Annotated in this window: 15 protein-coding genes (1 of these 15 cut by a window edge); 5 read left to right on the plus strand and 10 right to left on the minus strand. The window is 50.8% G+C overall.

Annotated features, from left to right (window positions below):
- Positions 1-405: 405 nt before the first annotated feature.
- A complete protein-coding gene (locus COW20_14535) occupies positions 406-1158 on the plus strand; it encodes a hypothetical protein (protein PIW46831.1) in 753 nt (250 codons plus the stop codon).
- Positions 1159-1301: 143 nt separating this feature from the next.
- Here COW20_14535 and COW20_14540 read toward each other — a convergent pair whose 3' ends face one another.
- Genes COW20_14540 through COW20_14565 form a run of 6 tightly spaced genes read right to left on the minus strand, consistent with a single transcriptional unit; the run spans position 1302 to position 6703 of the window.
- A complete protein-coding gene (locus COW20_14540; protein ID PIW46832.1) occupies positions 1302-2813 on the minus strand; it encodes a GH3 auxin-responsive promoter in 1512 nt (503 codons plus the stop codon).
- Positions 2810-3442 carry an acyl transferase gene (locus COW20_14545; GenBank protein ID PIW46833.1) on the minus strand — a complete coding sequence of 211 codons (633 nt, stop codon included), beginning with the start codon at positions 3440-3442 and terminating at the stop codon, positions 2810-2812. Before COW20_14545 ends, COW20_14540 begins: the two co-directional genes overlap by 4 nt.
- Positions 3439-4170: a sterol desaturase family protein gene (locus COW20_14550; protein ID PIW46834.1), complete on the minus strand. Its 732-nt coding sequence runs from the start codon at positions 4168-4170 to the stop codon at positions 3439-3441. The genes COW20_14545 and COW20_14550 overlap by 4 nt, the downstream gene beginning before the upstream one ends.
- Positions 4170-5216 (minus strand): aromatic ring-hydroxylating dioxygenase subunit alpha, encoded by a 1047-nt coding sequence (locus COW20_14555; protein PIW46835.1) that lies wholly within the window; start codon positions 5214-5216, stop codon positions 4170-4172. Before COW20_14555 ends, COW20_14550 begins: the two co-directional genes overlap by 1 nt.
- The gene (locus COW20_14560; protein ID PIW46836.1) at positions 5217-5504 is read right to left on the minus strand and encodes a ferredoxin; all 288 of its coding nucleotides are present in this window, start codon (positions 5502-5504) and stop codon (positions 5217-5219) included.
- Positions 5504-6703, minus strand: coding sequence for a P-aminobenzoate N-oxygenase AurF (locus COW20_14565; GenBank protein PIW46837.1), 1200 nt, complete (start codon positions 6701-6703; stop codon positions 5504-5506). The genes COW20_14560 and COW20_14565 overlap by 1 nt, the downstream gene beginning before the upstream one ends.
- A gap of 237 nt (positions 6704-6940) precedes the next feature.
- On the opposite strand from COW20_14565, the gene COW20_14570 reads away from it, so the two are divergent.
- The 3 genes from COW20_14570 to COW20_14580 are packed head-to-tail and all read left to right on the plus strand — an operon-like array spanning position 6941 to position 9793.
- On the plus strand, positions 6941-8062 hold the full coding sequence (locus COW20_14570; protein PIW46838.1) for an aromatic ring-hydroxylating dioxygenase subunit alpha: 1122 nt from the start codon (positions 6941-6943) through the stop codon (positions 8060-8062).
- Positions 8063-8066: 4 nt separating this feature from the next.
- On the plus strand, positions 8067-8870 hold the full coding sequence (locus COW20_14575) for a hypothetical protein (GenBank protein PIW46839.1): 804 nt from the start codon (positions 8067-8069) through the stop codon (positions 8868-8870).
- Complete coding sequence (locus COW20_14580) at positions 8867-9793, plus strand: hypothetical protein (GenBank protein PIW46840.1); 927 nt, start codon at positions 8867-8869, stop codon at positions 9791-9793. The genes COW20_14575 and COW20_14580 overlap by 4 nt, the downstream gene beginning before the upstream one ends.
- A 43-nt stretch (positions 9794-9836) precedes the next feature.
- Here COW20_14580 and COW20_14585 read toward each other — a convergent pair whose 3' ends face one another.
- Genes COW20_14585 through COW20_14595 form a run of 3 tightly spaced genes read right to left on the minus strand, consistent with a single transcriptional unit; the run spans position 9837 to position 14037 of the window.
- Positions 9837-10943, minus strand: coding sequence for an aromatic ring-hydroxylating dioxygenase subunit alpha (locus COW20_14585; protein ID PIW46841.1), 1107 nt, complete (start codon positions 10941-10943; stop codon positions 9837-9839).
- A gap of 35 nt (positions 10944-10978) precedes the next feature.
- On the minus strand, positions 10979-12355 hold the full coding sequence (locus COW20_14590) for an MBL fold metallo-hydrolase (GenBank protein ID PIW46842.1): 1377 nt from the start codon (positions 12353-12355) through the stop codon (positions 10979-10981).
- Entirely contained in the window at positions 12352-14037 is a 1686-nt protein-coding gene (locus COW20_14595) for a hypothetical protein (GenBank protein PIW46843.1), read from the minus strand. Before COW20_14595 ends, COW20_14590 begins: the two co-directional genes overlap by 4 nt.
- A 121-nt stretch (positions 14038-14158) precedes the next feature.
- Here COW20_14595 and COW20_14600 point away from each other — a divergent pair, with 121 nt between their 5' ends.
- Positions 14159-14491, plus strand: a complete 333-nt coding sequence (locus COW20_14600; protein PIW46844.1) for a hypothetical protein — start codon at positions 14159-14161, stop codon at positions 14489-14491.
- A gap of 8 nt (positions 14492-14499) precedes the next feature.
- Here COW20_14600 and COW20_14605 read toward each other — a convergent pair whose 3' ends face one another.
- Positions 14500-16703, minus strand: the 3' portion of a protein-coding gene (locus tag COW20_14605) for a hypothetical protein (protein PIW46845.1). It continues 367 nt past the right edge of the window; only the last 2204 of its 2571 coding nucleotides appear in the window; the start codon falls outside the window, past its right edge; the stop codon is at positions 14500-14502.

Here is a 16703-nt window from a genome sequence, read left to right on the forward strand (position 1 = left end):
GCCTCTGTGCTGGTGCTGCCCAGGCATCGACCATGCCCAAAGCTGAGGTGGATCAATCCTCTTTTGTCTTTGCGCTGGGTCCCAGTATTGCTTTTGACTTTAAACTCGCGCCCCAGGTTTCTCTGGGCGGATCACTGGGCTTGCCTTTTCTGGTAGAAGGCTTTAACAATGGCATTAACAGCCGCTATGACGTGCGCGTCATGTATCGCTTTCTGCAACAGGGTGGTTTTTCATTGAGCGGTATTTTTGGGGTTTGGGGCAATGCCAATTTCAGCAATACCACGCTTTCGCGCTGGGCAGGTTTGGAGTTGGGCTTGGGTCTGGCCTATAAATTTACGCCTCAATTGACGGGACGCTTGAACCTGGCTGGCGGTTATAATTTCTTTGGCCGGGGCGGTAGTTTTAATGATTATTATCCGCCCTCCGGTGGGTTTGAATTGGGTTATAAATTCAATCCCAATCTTGAAGGCACCTTGGGTTATAACGGCCAGGGGGATATTTTTGGCCTGCGCTGGAAGATTTAAACTGCTTGAGGGGGAGTCCCTTGCGGTGCTCCCCCTTCTTCTTAAAAAATGTCAAGTTCCCTGCTTTGATGTCTCGTCGATCTGGGCTATAGTAAGTATTAAGTCTAAAAAAACAAGGAAGTCTTGCTTTATGAAAAAAATACTACTGGCCCTCGTTCTTTCCACTGGTTTTGTTACAATGCTGTCTCCTTCGGCTTTTGCTGACCATCATATGCCTGCCCAGGGGGAGGGGCAACGCAGCCTGGTGATGAAGTTTTACGACGAGGTCATGAATCAATTTAAGCTCGATGTGGCTGATAAATACATTGCGATGGACGCCATCGACCATGATGCCCAGATGGATCCCCAAAAATCAACACTTGAGAATTTCAAGATGTTTATGACGATGATGCATACCGGCTTTCCAGATATGAAGATCAAGGTCGAGGACGTGATTTCTGAAGGAGACAAGGTCGTGGTCCGTTTTCGCCTGACAGGCACCCACAAAGGAATGTTCATGGGCATGAATGCGACCAATAAGCCGATCGATATGATGGCTGTCGATATCTTTCGCATGGCCAACGGCAAATTCATCGAGCATTGGGGTTTTATGGACTCGGGCATGATGATGCAGCAGCTTGGCATGATGCACTAAATACAGCGCGGAGTCAGCAGATTTTCAAGGTTTCAAGTCACTCAGGCGTGAAACCTGTCTGCGCTTCGGATATGCCTCCACCCCGTTTTTTCAATTTTGATCAGGTTTGAAAGCTCAGAAAATTCAGGTTTCAGATGCGGTTTTCAATTCTTTAAAAAGCCACTCAAGTTCCCATCTTTTTCCTGGCTGTACAAATACCGGTCTTTCACATCGCCCCATTTCAGGCCGCGTTCCTGGCTGAAAAAGCGTTTCAGCTTTTCACTTAAATCAGGCACGACCACCGCCTGAAGAGGTTTTAACTGCTGCAATTGGCGGGCATTGCAATAATGGGGGGAGCGCATCAGTTCGGCTTCAAAAGCCTGGATATTCAGGGGGGCATTGCTGAAGAGGGTATAGCCCGGAAGCGCGCTGTCGGGAACCAGACAGAGATAGAGCGCGGGCCAAAGACTTTGCGCGATCTGGGCCAGATAGTCTTCGTTCAGTTTTTCACCTACCAAGTCTGAAATAGCCTGATCACGCCCCAAAAATTCAAAACAGGGTGTATTCAGGGCTTTGCCCACCACGCGTACCCTGTCCCCTAAGCGGTAGCGCAAAAGCCCTGATTTTTGGCTGATAATCAGCTCATAGCTCTGGCCGATCTGAATTTGATCCAAGAGAAGAATCTGCCCAGTATGATCTAAAAACTCAAAAAAAACCTGGGTGAGCAAGGGCAAAAACAAATGGTATTTTTCGGAAGGAAAACTGATCGGGGCTTCGGTTGCCAAGAGGCCTTTTTCCTGCACATGGCAGTGGGGGAAAAGACGTTTCAGTTCTTCAAAGCCGGTGCGGGCATTTTGAGCCCCCCAGCAGGAGATCAGTTTTAGGGTGGGAAAAAGGATTTGCCAATTGGGTTCAGTTTTGCGCAGTTCAGTCTGTTTATCAGCGGGCAAGGCACCGGTTTGAAAGTGCAGACCCGCGATTTTGTGTTCTGTTTTTTGCCCTGCTTCAAGCAGCATTTCGCGGTGGTTTTGAATAAAGTTCAGCAAGGAGAGCAAAAAGCTGGGAGACCAGATCGAGATGATTTCAAGATCTTCTGCTGCCAGCAGGGAAAGCGCCAAAACTTTAAAAAAATCATCGGGGTTTTTGAGCTTTTTGATGTGCGGAGAGACCAGGGCAAACTGACGAAAGAGCCAGGCTGTGGGGCCGCTCAAATAATCGCTGTCGTCGCTCAGACCTTCGTTCGTTTCATGAAACTGGGGCGAAATGCTGAAATAAAGTCGGCCTCCTTTCAGAGCGGGGCCATGCGTGAGAAAATCATGGGCCCATAAAACAAAGAGTTGGGTAAAACTGGCGATCAGTGCGGGGGTATAGGGAATGAGCTTTTGTGCGCCACTGGAGCCACTGGTCGGCTCATAGGCCCGTGGCCTTTGGCGGCTGAGAAAGCCTCTTTCGCTGGTTTTGGCGGCTAAAATCCGGGGGGCAAGATCCTCATAGGAGCGCAGGGGCAATTGGCGAAACCTCGCGTAATCATGAATGCCTTTCAGGCTGCTGGCCTTCAGAATGGCTTGCAGGGTTTGATTTTGAGCTTGAGAGGGCGTTTGCAGGGCACGTTCAAATCGTTTCCAGCTCCAGTCTGTGGCCCAGCGGAAGAGCGTGAGCAGTCCTGCCCGGCTCATTCGGTTTGCCCTGTCGCTGGAGCACTGAAGACCTGGCTGATCTGGGCATCGGTCTGCATGGGCAGAAAAACCCCGTCTTCTACCACCACACCGGGGCCCAGGCGTGAGCCCGCGCCTAAAAAACAGGCCTTACCAATCTTGGTTTTTTTAACGAAAAGCCGCATCTGGCCTTTGTGGGGCAGAATGACATGCCCGATCAGATGCACCTGGTGGCCAAACAATACCTGATCGCCAATCTCAACCAGGGGGCGGTCGTCGATTTTTATATTGGGAGTCCAGTAAATGGCTTTGCCAATTTTTGCGCCCCAGAGCCTTAACCAGGCGCTGTAAAGCCCTGGAATCAGTCGTAAAAAGGCTTCCAGCCAGGGGCAGGCGAAGTAAATCAGCTGAATCTGATGGCTGCCCCACCAGGGATTGTATTGCCGCTCACTCAGGTTATAGCGCCCTTCTTTCAAGGGGTGAAAGAGATTGAGCAGGCGAAAGCAAAGCAAAGGATAGAGATAGGGAAAAAGCAGAAACAGCAAAAAACGAGGCAAATTGGGGGCCTGCAGCAGAAAAAAGAACGTGCTGCCCCATAAAACCAGCACCGAAAGCGGAAAAAAGGAAAGCAGGGTTGAGAGCAAGGTCATGGCTGAAAGGGAAAGAGCAAGGTTTGCCAGGGACGCAGATGGGATTGTACCCCCAAGCGTTCGGGGTAATCGGTTTCTGCGCTGTAGGTGCCGTGCAGGCGATCAAAGAGATTGAGATTGGCGCCAAAATTATAATTGAGCCTGGCGGAATGGTGCCAGGCGTGGTTGAGGGGCGTCATGAGCAAAAGCCAGCGGGAAAGCCAGTTTTGTAAGCCGGTTTGGTTTTGCAGCAGGTTGGAGTGTTTCCACATGTCCAGGCAGGCGGTCAGGGCCATGGCGCTTATAAAACCGCTGTTGAGATTGGTCAGATAGAGCAGCAGACCATTGACCCAGAGATAGAGAATTAAAAAGCTGGTCCAGAGGGTATTGCGCGAGGTGGCCATGACATCCATTTGGGTGACAGTATGGTGCACCACATGTACCGGAAAAATTTTTTTGTGGTGAAAAAGGCGGTGATTCCAGTAATAGAGATAATCAACCCCTATAAAACAAAGCAGAAATCCCGCCCAGTTTGAGAGTTGCCAAAGCCCCTGAGCTTGGGGCCAGAAGTATTTGAGCAGGGCAAAGACCCCGGCCATGCGCAGAAAGGGAATCAGAAACCCTTGAATCAGCAGATTGCTGGTATCCAGCCCCCATTCAAAGGGGCTTTTCTGACGCAATTGGGCACGGCTTTTGGGGTTGAGCAGCAAGCAGGCAAAAAGCAACCAGAATACGGCCAGTTCCAGCATCAGATCCAGAACTCAAAATCATGTTGCTGTTCGCCCAGTTCAGCGGGGTTTTGCCCCTTGGCGATCGCGTTGCGCAGCGATTCAATCAAAACATGGACGATGTCTGCCGTGGAGTTTGAAAAGCGTTCGCCGTATTTGTGGATCACTTCCATTTGGGTATCGAGCACTTCAATGTCTTGATCAATGACGCTCTGGCCTTGGTAGCGTACGATCGGGCCGGCAAAGGGGGTGAAAATGCCGAAACGGTAAGTTAAATCGGTATAGACATGGGTTAACTGGTCGTTGACGGGTGTGCTGTGCGAGGTGATATAGAACTCTTTGCCCGGTGAGAAAATATACTCCACGCTGGTAATATTGGGCACATGAAAATAATCGATGTGAATGATTTTTTCTTTTTTGGGGTTGAGAAAAAATGAAAACCAGCCCATATTGTCGGTTTCATTGCGGTAATCCACTTTCACCGTGCCATTTTTGCGGGTGACGGTGGCATCGACCTTTTCATCGCGGCTGACCCTGAAAATTTTATCGTGCACAAAGACGGTATGGGGGACATCGACATAGTTTTCGGCACAATTGGTGACATTGTTTTTAAAGACATTGAAAAGCCGTTGGGTGCGGTAACCGGGTTCACGGTAATGGGGCATGCGAAAGGGGCCGGATTGAATGTCGGGATGGCTTTCCAAGCGTACATAAATAAAATCATCCTGTTCAAGCACGTCAAAACGTTTGGCACAGCGTGATTTAAGCGGTTTGAAATTTTTACTTTCAGAGGGAATCGCGACGACCTGGGCATTTTTGTCAAAAACCCAGCCATGGTAAGGGCATTGCAGTAAACCATCCTTGACATGGCCCTGTGAGAGCTTGAAATTGCGGTGTGGGCAGCGGTCTTGAAAGGCAACGGGTTTGCCTTCTTCATCTCGGAAGAGGGCGATCCATTCATCCAGCACAATGCGTTGCAGAGCTTGGTTGGCCTTGAGTTCATGGGATTGGCAGGCAATATACCAATAATTTTTATAAGAGACCTGCATTTTGGTTTCGGTTTGCATTTATTTGCCCAGATAGTTCAATTTGACGGGGCCGCTCAGTTTGAGTTGGCAGGAGAGCCGGCAGTGCTCCCGTTCAGCGTAGATTTCAAGTACTTCGGCTTCTTCCTCTCCCAGGGGGGGAAGGTTTTCCGTGCCTTCGAGCACCTCCACCAAACAGGTGGCACAAATGCCTGTGCGGCAGCCAAACAGGATCGGAGAATTGGTAACATCTAAGGATTCCGAGAGAAATTCTCCCTCATTGACCTCAATGCTTTCTCCACCAGAGAAAGAAATACGGTGCCGGATCATCAGGCGACTGCGGGCCGAAAGCGCTGAAAGGCTTTGCGATTGGTCTGCAGATAGTTTTCAATACTGGATTGTTTCATCAGGGCAACGCTTTTGTTTTCAGGGCTGAGAAAATCCAGATCACTCAGGTATTGTTCATAGGAGTCGCGCGCCACTTTGTGGGTGTGGTAGGCCAGATGTACACCCTGGTTTTCTTCGCAGAAGCATTGATACAGCATCTCAAGCGCCTGGGCGTGCTCAAAACCAAAGACCTTGCTGCGCAGAATGCGGTAGATGGTATCAAACAGGGCGGGTTCATACCAGAAAATGCCATTGACCGAACAGTTGAAATTGAAATGATCTTTTTGACAGCCCTTGATCGCCAGATTGACAATCTTTCTTTCGAAGGCTGTGGGGGGCTTGAGGGTTTTGACGACCTCATGGCCAATCAGGGTCGAGCTGTTGAAATGATAGGATTCGTCGAGAAAATGGTGGTAGCTGATTTTGGCGGGGATCGGTGCATTTTCTTGATCGGGGTGCTTCATATAGTATTGGCTGAGCTGGTGCTGCACAATTTTGCCATTTAAAGTGCGCATGCCCCGTACGGTTAGGTATTGACTGGCTATAAAGGCGTTTTCAGAGGAGAGATAGGAGAAGAAATGCAATTGGAATTTTTTCCAGCGTTCGCGCAGGGGGTTGGTATTTTGAAAAATCATGGTTTCGCTGGCGAAGTTTTTCATGGGGTAGCTGAAGATCCGCTCGCCGAAAACTTCTTTTTCAACGGCTTCTGAAACGGTTTTGAAGGCATTGATATGTGCGCGCTCCTGGTGAGACTCAAAATCGAGGGCATCGCAGACAATGCGAAAATCTTCCATGCCATACATTCCTGCGGCAGCGGTCTGGTTGAGAAAGATGGTGGCAATCTCAGCAGAGATAATCTGAGAATAATAGCCAATCCAGTAAAGCTGATTGAGCAGAACCCGCTGGGCCTGACTGGCCTGATCCCAAAGAGGGGTGCCATAGAGCAGAGAAAACTCTTCGGGGTTCCAGTATTCATGGGCGCAGGCTGCGTAGTTAAAATTTTCTGCCAGCGCGTCGAGCGCATCGGTATTGTCTTGTTTTTGGTTGCGCTTCAGATTCAGAGCGACCTTTTTATAGGTCTTTTGATCTTCTAAAAGCGAAACCGGTTTATCAAATGTATTGAGGAGTGTGTTGGGGCTCATATCTTTGTTTTGCCATCTCTTTTGACCCAGTCTCTCCCTATTTTAATCAAGATTCAGGGAAAAAACCAGCCAGTCTGAATTTTCGGAGTGTCCGCTCTGAAGTGAAGAGGCTGGGATAATCAATTCAGAATCGCTTGATGATCAGGCTGATGCGGTCAAGAAGCAGGAAATATTCGCAGATCGGCTATAATAAAAGCTGAGTGCCCAAAACCGAATACCTTGTGAAGGGGTGTGTCCATGTCTTCAGTTACGCAAACCAAAGTATTTAACCAGAATGATGTTGTGGTGGAGTCATGGTATTGGGCTTTCAAGTCCAGCGATCTGAAAAAAGGACAAATCCGTCACCTCAATTTTTTGGGCGAAGAACTGGCGGTTTATCGCGGAGAAGATGGGGTGGTGCGAGCGGTATCAGCCTATTGCCCGCATATGGGCGCGCATCTGGCCGAGGGCAAAGTCGATGGCAAGGGCGTGCGTTGTTTTTTTCATGCCTGGAAATTTGACGAACACGGAGAGTTGGTCGATATTCCCTGCCGCAAATCCCCTGGTATTCAAGAGCGGATCAAGACTTGGCCTGTTTCTGAAACCTATGGCGTGATCTGGATTTATACCGGTGAAACCCCAAGCCATCCCGTGCATTTTGTGCCGGAGCTTGAAGGTGCAGAAGTGGCTGTATCCTTTGGCAACAATTTTACCAAGGACTGTCATCCCAATGTGGTGATGATCAATGCGATTGATGCCCATCATTTTACTTCGGTACACAATCTTCCCGTCAATGTGGCCTTTGATACCCGTGCTTTAAATGAACACAGTATTCAATTCAATAACAATACCTATATCCCCAAAACCCGTTGGTATCTGCGCTTTTTCAGCAAGTTTTACGCCAATCATCTTACCTATTCGATGTGCTATACCGCAGGCTCAACGGGTTCTGTCACGGTGGGCCCCGACTTTTTGCACTGTCATATTATTTTTGCGCTGCGCCCTACCGCTGAAGGCAAGACCGAGGGCTTGACGATTCTGCTTACCCCGACTTCTCCCGTCAAGAACAAATTGAACTGGCTGAATATTTTTAACCCCCTTCTGCTTTTTGCAACCAAATTGGTGGGCAATTATTTTGCCGCAGGGGATACTGAAGTTTTTAAAACGATCAAATTCAATTTTCAACGCCCGATCAAAGAAGATGATTCGATTATTCGTTTTATTCAGCACCTTGAGAAACAAAAAACAGCGGTATGGGGGTTTGGGGCCTCTGGAGCTGAGAAAACCTTGCCCATGGCTCAGGAGCACAACAATATCATTGCCCTGAATCAGCGCGAAAATACGGATCCGCGCGGCTCTAAAATGGCCCAGAAGGCCTGAACTTATGAAAAAACTCAAAGCATTTGGCTACCGCGTGGCCGATCTCAAACCTGCCCAGATTCAAACCATGTTTCAGCTTTTTTCTGAGTACTATGCCAATGTCTCCTTTGAACAGTTCCGCAAGGATTTGCTCAAAAAGGATCATGTTTTTGTCTTGAAAGATCAGCAAAGCCTTGAAATCAAAGGCTTTTCAACCATTGTGGCCCTGCATTCAGAAGTTCAAGGCAAACCTGTGCGCGGTTTTTTCAGCGGCGATACCGTGGTTGATCGAGAGTATTGGGGGCAGGGCACCTTGGGGGTGGCTTTTCTCAAATTTTTATTTTTACATAAGCTGCGCAAACCTTTTCAGCCCCTCTACTGGTTTTTGATCTCAAAGGGTTATAAAACCTATTTGCTGATGGCGAATAATTTTCAGACCCATTATCCCCGCTTTGAAAAATCAACCCCCCCTGAAATTCAGAGCTTGATAGATACCTTCAGCCATACTCTGTACGGCGAGCATTATCTGCAGGAACAGGGCGTGATCAGCTTTGCCGGGCATCAGTCTCATCTCAAAGATGCGCTGAAGCAGGATATTACCCCGATTACCGAAGAATTACTGCAAAACCCGCGCGTGGCCTTTTTTCAGTCCAAGAACCCGGGCTGGCTTGCCGGTGATGAACTGGCCTGTGTGGCCCTGATGACCTTTAGCATGCCTTTTTATTACCAATATAAATTGCTTAAAAAACGTTTCAGCCGTTCCAAGCCGCGGCCTGAACGTGTGGTTACCGGCTCATTGGAGCGTACCCCTGAAGGAGTAGCGCAATGAATTTGGCTCCCGCACAGGCGGATCTGAAAACTGAAAGTGCTTTGTTTTCAGAGATCTTGCAGCAGGCTTTGAACAAAGAACAGTTTACTTCCTGCCGTGAAGTAGGGCAGATTCTGGGCCGCAAACTCGAAAACTTTGAACCTCTTGTGGATTTTGCCCAGGTTTGGGATTTTCAGGCCTATGGTTTGGCCCCGGTACGCCAGTTGCAGGCGGCCTCTGAGGCTCAACAGCAGGGGCTTTTGCAGGCCTTGGCCCGTGGGCGCTTCCTGGAAGCCTATGGCATTGAAAACGCAGGCATGAGCTTTGCTGCGAAAATGAGCCTCTTGGCTGAAAGCCTTGAAGAACAAAAGCTCTATTCGCTTTTTGCCTCTGAAGAGGCGATTCATTTTGACTTTATTCAAGCGGTTTTGGGACCCTTGCCTGCCCCACCTCAGGATCCCTTTATTCAATTTTTGCGTGAGTTGATCCGTTCGGCAGAACGCCGCCCCCTGTTGCTGATCATTCAGGTCGTGCTGGAAGGCTGGGGCCTGGATCACTATGCGCAGATGATGAAAACTTGCCGTGTGGAGCGTTTGAAAGCCCCCTTGCAGCGGATTTTGATGGATGAAGCCGGGCATCATGGCAGTGGCCTTGCGCTTTTTGAAGAGGCCGATCTGACCCCGTCAGAATGGGCCTATACCCTTGAAATGATGGGCGTTTTTCTGGATATGGTGCGGATTGGCCCGGTCAGTTTGATGCAGCAGTTTGAAACCTCGCTCGAAGGCTTGACCGCCGCCCAACGCGAAACGGTTTTGCTTGAAATGGGAGCGCGGGCAGATACCCAGCGCAAACTCAATTTATTGCGCGGATTGCTGCAAAAGGCCGATGCCCATCGGGTCTTGGCAGCGCTGGAAGCAAAACAGGGCTTTGAACCGCTGTTTTGAGGCCTCAAGGTCATTGAACGCTTGAAAAATCAGAGCTGAAAATTCAATCCTCAGACTCTGCGGTTTCTGATTCAGGAGGGCTCCAGAGTTTGCCCCAGGGGCTGGGCTTGAGTTTGTTGATATAGCGGATATACTTGGCCACGGGGGCATCTACCGCCAAGAGATTGCGGGTATTGAAGCGGATATTTTCATAGACCTGTCCGTCTTCACCCTGCAAGGCAAAGAAGGCCCGTTTGGTGAAAAACAGACAGAGTTCAGAGACCAGCCAACCTGTGAGGCCCTGCCGTTTTTTCGTCACATAAATGGGCTGAACCAGGGTTTTGCCTGGAGTGATCATCTGGTAGGCGAAAAACATGGTAAGTTCAGGCCAGCGCTTACTTTTGCTGCCGAAAAAACTGACATCTTTCATCAGAGTCAGGGCCGCCAGACAACCGTCTGCATAGGTCATGGAATAACCATAGCGTGGCCCCAAGAATTTTCTTACCCATTTTTCCACAAGGCGGGTGGAGGGGGTTTCGCCACTGAGATCAATCGTGATCACTTGGCCTGTTTCTTCAATCGCGATCTCCATATCCATGTGAATATTGTGCACTGTGCGCAAATGCTGGGGGTCAATGCCATTGATCATGGTGATGTGAAAATGACAGCCACGGGTATAGGGCTTGCCGTGTCGCCAGGTGACTTCCTGACCGGCCAGGGAAGGCACTTCGAGCACGCTGCTGTTTGTGTTTTTATCTGGGTGAACCCAAATAAACCCGTATTTTTCCTTGCAGGCATAAGTCTTTAAACAGGCCTTGCGCGGGATTTCTTTTTGAATCGGAATATGCTGACATTGGCCATTGGCATCGTATTCCCAGTGATGAAAAAAGCAGCGCACCCGATCATTTACGACCTTGCCAATCCCCAAATCCACACCCATGTGGGGGCAAAACCCATCCATGGCATGCACCTGCCCGCGCGAATCACGAAAAACACAGAGTTTCTGACCTGCCAGATCGCGGGTGAGTAGCTGATTGTGCTGGAGTTCCTCTGAAGAACAGAGAATATACCAGCCCTCGCTGACCACCTGCCAATTATTGAAAACCGGGTGTTGGGCCTGGGGTTGGGTATGTATATTTTGGGTGTCTGTCATTTGTTTGGGGGAATGCATGCTGCTATTATAGCCTTTTGCTGGGGGGCTGGCACCTAAAGCTCAAGTTCAAAAGACTCTCCGGCTTGGGCGACCCGCGATGGCCAACGCTTGTCTGTGAGTAAGCGGGCTTGCAGGCCTGCGGCGGCTTCGGGCTCGCCATGCACAATAAAGAGTTCTTGGGGGACTTTTTTTAAGTCTGAGAGCCAGTCGATCAGGCCGTTTTGGTCGGCATGGGCCGAGAGGCTTTCCAATTGTTCAATCCGGGCTTTGACCGGATAATGGTTGCCCTGAATCTTGAGACTGGGAATTCCTTCCAGTAAGTCCCTGCCTCGCGTTCCTTCGGCCTGATAACCGGTGAGCAGCACTGTGGACAGGGGGTTGGCCAATTCATAGAGCAGGTAACTGAGGATTCGCCCCCCGGTCAGCATTCCGCTACCGGCCAAGACAAGCTTGGGTTGCTTGCGACTTGCCCATTTTTGTGTTTCACGGGCATGCTCCACCACGTGTACATGTTGGGTCAGTTCCTGGCATTCACTTTTGCTGAGCTTATGCCATTCGTTAAAACGTTCAAAGATCGCCAGTACTGCGCTGCCCATGGGGCTGTCGAGCAAGATGGGTACTTTGGGCAAGCGGTTTTGGCTCTGTAGTTGCAGGAGCAGCCAAAGCAGCGTTTGGGTGCGCTCGACCGCAAAACCGGGAATCAGCAGGCTGCCGCCCTGACTCAGGGTTTCATGGGCCAGTTTTTCCAGGCGAGCCAGCACGTCTTCATCGGGGTGCAGGCGGTTGCCATAGGTTGACTCCATCAGCAGCAGATCTGCCTGTTGGGGTTTGTGGGGCGGGTAAAGCAGCCAATCGTCATGGCGTCCAATATCCCCTGAAACAATCACGGTTTTGCCGGCGATTTCCAATTCAATAAAACAGGCGCCGAGAATATGCCCGTTATAGTGCCAGCGGGCACGAATTCCTGCGTCAGGAAAAAGAACCAGCCATTCACCGCGATTGACGGTGCGAAAATGTCCCAGCGCTTTTTCTGCTTCGCGGGCGGTATAAAGTGGGCGGGCAGGCGCATGGCGTGAATAACCTTTTTGATTGGCTTTCTCGGCTTCTTCTTCCTGAATTTTGCCGCTGTCGCGCAGAATGATCGCAGCCACTTCCTGGCTGGGTTCTGAACAATAGACAGGGCCTTTAAAGCCCTGACGCATCAAACAGGGCAAATAGCCCGAGTGATCCATATGGCCATGGGTTAGCAAGACGGCTTCGATCTCTGCGGCAGGAAAAGGCAGGGGCTCCCAATTTTGCAAACGCAAAGCTTTGAGACCTTGAAACAGACCACAGTCGATCAAGAGGGTATGGCCCAGGGCCCGGATCAGAAAACGCGAGCCGGTGACTGTTCCGGCCCCGCCCAAGAAGTCGATTTGAAGGTGGGTCATGGCACCAGTACATCCGCGTAATTAAATTCGATGCCCAAGGATTTGGCTTTCCAGGGGCGTTTGAGCCCTTTTTCAGCCGCTTTGCGAATCAGGGTATCGGCCTGCTGCTCCAGAACGGCGGCATAGTCCCGACGGGCTTCGCTTCTGAGACCCGCCACGTCATAGGCGCGTCCGCGCCAGAGTTGAAAGGCGGCGACACGTTCAGGATCGGGGTGCCCCAGTTCAAGGGCTTTGTGCAAATGATGCAGCGCGATTTCTGGGCGCTTGGCTGAAAGTGCAACCAAGCCGGTGATATAGGCGTAGACAGGTTCACGGGGTTGAATCTGACAGGCTTCTTCAAAGGCCTGCAAAGCTGCTCCTTTATCGTCACGGTCAAAATAGGCAAGATACCCTCGGGTATAGCAGGCAAAAGCACTGTCTTCTTCGGCCGAAAGGGTTCTACCGACCAAGGCCGGCCACTCTTCGCGCACCCGCCCCGCTTTGAGATCAAAGGCCAGATAGGGGCGGGTAGAAGTTGGAACAGGGCCAGCGCCAACCCAGGCAATGCCCTGATCGGGCGCAAAAACAGCCGAAGAAACAGTCAGAAGCATGGCCAGTGGGGTGCGCAGACGGCAACGGGGATCGACCCGATCGCCGAGCAGAGCCGCCATATCCTGGGCTTCAAGCTGACCGTGGCGTGCGCTGAGATAGTCTTGAATATGCTGGTAACGGCCCAGATTGGAACGCCATTGGGAGGGGTACATATGGGTTTCCCGGTCAGCCAAACGTTTGGTCAGGTACATATTGGTATAGCCAAAGGTTTCTTGATCTGAAATAAACCAGTGGCGGTCGGTGGCGGTTACTTCGTAGCAGAGCACTGCTTTTTCAGGGCCTGAGGCGATAATATACGTCCAGCAGGCATTGGGGCGGTGACTGTCGAGAATACGCCGGGCTTCGTCCAAACTATGGGCCCGGCGCATGACTTCATCTCCGATCACACCGACGGGTTGCCCTCCCAGTGCGACATTCAGGCAGGCGACATGCTGGTGAACTGCCAGGGTCAATCCTGCTTCGTTCATGGCGGTTACGCCACCGAGGGGAATACCCGCAGAGCTGATGGAAAGATAGCGCATGCCATCTTCGGGTTGGCAGAAGAGCACGGCGGCTTCTTTGTCCCAGGTTTGCGCGCCCATATAATCCAGGTTGCGGGCGTGCAGCATTTCGCCTGTGCGGGTGGCGCTGCTGTGGGCCACTGCGCTGGAGCAGCCCAGGGTTTGTACTGCCAATTGAGGTGCCAGTTCAAGATTTCGCATTTTTTGGCTTTGGGCTGAAAGCCAAAGAAAACTGTCGGGCAAAACAAAGGCCTGCCAGATCAGACTTTCTTCAACACCTGAACCCTTTGCCAACCCTTTGACATGGGCTTTGACATGTTCTGGAAAGGCGCTGATCAACTGGCGGCCAATCCAACGATCCAACCCCTGTTTCAAGGTTTTGGCGACACGCTCGCCACCGGCATGGCGCAGGATTTTTTCAAGATAGACCGAAAAATAAGGAACAGCCCCGCCTGGAATGGCTTCTTTCAGGGCTTGGCCATGTTGAAACCCCATTTCATAATCTGAGCCTGACAGGTGCAGAACATGTAGGTTGCGTATCCGTTGGGCCTTTTTTTCTTCGCTTGAGCGGAGTTGGGTAGAATCAGTCATGAAGCACTCCTCAATCAATCTGTTCTAAGTATAGCTTTTCTGCTCCTTTTTTCATCGGTTTGCTCGTCAGATCAGCGGGGGATATGAGAAAATAAGGGCACAGTATTTTGGGAGCGCACGGATGAATAAATTATGGGCTTTGGTTGTGTGTTTTTTTGTGCTCAACAGTTGTGAAGATGTGCCTGAATCTGTGATTTTGCAGAACTCAGCCCGTCAGAGCAGTCAGACTTGGGAAAATCAAAGTCTGCCACCGCTCCAGCCGCTTCAGAACCAAGCCGCGACAGAGAGCTCTGGTTTCAATGAATTGGCACCGCTGCCCTTTCCTGCTTTGACCCCTTTGCCTGAACCTGCTCCACTTACCGTGCCGGAATCTCCACAGGCTTCTCAGGAGCCGTCTGAACCCAGTTCAGGCAGCTCCTCGGTTACCTCTTCTGCTGCCCCCACTGGGGCTTGAGGGGTTGCTTATTTCCCCACATCTTTGAGTGGGCCGTCCAGTTCGGTCCGAACCTCTGCGCCTGAAATACTGCCTTTGGCCAACGAACTGAAGAGATAAACCATATGGGCGGCCTGGATATTGCCCTTGTCTCTGCCGAGCAGTTCGACCACTGTTTTTTCAAGGGTTTCAGTTTTGACCTGGCGGCTTTCAGGGTCGGTATAGCGAATTTCAAGCTTGATCTTCTGATTTTGAAGATTGTCTGTTTTATTGGCTTTGAACTGCTCCCAGAAATACTGCGAGGTATTGAAGGAGAAATTGGTAGGCTGAACTTTGCCGGGATCGGTAGAAACCTGTTCAGCGGCAGATTCTCCGTGGTAGAGCTGGCCAGGATATTCCAGTTTAAAGCGTACATTGCGGGCCGCCAGATCCATCATGGCGATAAAACGATCGCCCATGACTTCTTTCATATCTGTTTTGCTGACCACGCTGGTATAGGCCCCACGACCGGCTTCGGTAATGGCATTGAGCAATTCCTGGTTGTGCTCATAGCCCAGGCCAATGGCAGAGAGGTAAATGCCCTGCTGGTTGCGGCGGGCAGCCAGTGCTTTGAGGGGTTCAAAATCCCGAGAACCTTCGGTGGGTTGGGCATCGGTCATAAACAGCACGCGGTTCAACTTTGTGGCGTCATAATGCGCTTCTGCAACCCGGTAGCCATCTTCAAGCGCAGCCTGAAGATTGGTATTGCCCAGGGGCTCCATTTTCTTGAGCACTTCAAGATAGGCGGTGGGATCGTTGCCAAAGGCATAGCCCTCAATTTCATGGAAAGACTTGCTGGCAAAGGTTACCAGATTGATCACATCGCCGGGTTTGAGTTGGGTTAGCAATTGCTGCAAACCGGCTTTGAGCAATTCAAGGCGGGTGGGGGGTGTTTTTCCGGCTTCATCAGCCAGAGGAGCATAATGGGTCATGGAATTGGAAACATCGGCGACAATCGTCAGAACCAGATTTTTGCGGGTTTCTTTGCAGCGGTAGGGGGCGGTAACATGCACGCCCAGTTCGTAACTGTCGAGCAGGGGGTGGTTGGGGTGAGAATTGCGGGTCAGGCCGATTGAAACCTTGAACAGACCTGTGGATTCCTGGTTGATATGGTCGAAATTCTCATAATTCAGAAATTCCCAAGGGCGGGCCCATTCCGGTTTTGGCAATTGGTTGGCACTCAGTGCCTGTTTGACCAATTCTACCCCGGCTGTGCTGGCGGAATCATCGTAGGAAAAATAAAAGCTCTCACGGGCATTTGGGGGGGGAGGCAAAGGGCTGAGGGTGGGTTTGGGAGTTGGAGTGGGCACCGCTGTGGGTTTGGGGGTGGGAACGATTGTTGCAACCGGAACAGGGGTGGGCAGTGGCGCGGGAGTGGTGGTCGAGGAAGTGGGCTGAATACGGTTTGGCAAGAGAATGGCCTCATAATTGCCCTCTGTCAGTTTAAAATAATGGCTGTCCCGGGAGGTGCCTGCTTGATCGAGAATTTTGCCATCGCCCGCAGCCAGGCTCCAGCTGTATTGGCTCAGATCGCTGTTCAAGCTCAGGCTGGAGGGGAGCTTTACCTGCACGACCCGATTGTCTGAGGACCAGACAAACTGAAGTTGATCGGGGGTTGCCAAGGCATTGCCCAGGCTGCCTGCTGTGAATTGGTTGAGCGAGATATTTTTCTCAACCGAGGCTGTGTCCATGGGCTCGCTGAAGTTCAAGGTCACCCCTTGAGGGCTGTTTTCTCTATATTCCCGCAGCCAGGCTGCAGCAGTGACTTCAGGCTTGTCAGAAATTGCATAATATGGGGCTGAAAAAGTGCTGTTGCTGCCATCATTGCCGAAATCAAAACGGTTGACATTGGGGTCACCCTGTTTGTTGGATTTCAGCACCGTGACCAATTGACGGGTGGTAAAACCAGGCTTGATAACCGTAATTTCAACTTGAACCCCTGAGGGGGCATTGTTAAAGGCGTAGGAGCCGCCAGCCGTGACTGTTTCAGCTTCGAAAGGAACAGAGCTGTTGAGTGAACGGGCTCTTACCGTGGTTCCGTCGAGGGGAGATTGGTTGTCATCGAAAATTTTGCCATTGAAAGTGGTTTTTTCTATGACAGAAATATCTGAGGTTGCCATGGGCAAGGGGGTAGCTGATGAACCGCCACCGCCACCACCACCGCCACCACCACCACCACCACTAAAGGGCGTAT

The organism is bacterium (Candidatus Blackallbacteria) CG13_big_fil_rev_8_21_14_2_50_49_14, assembly GCA_002783405.1.
GTDB lineage: Bacteria > Cyanobacteriota > Sericytochromatia > UBA7694 > UBA7694.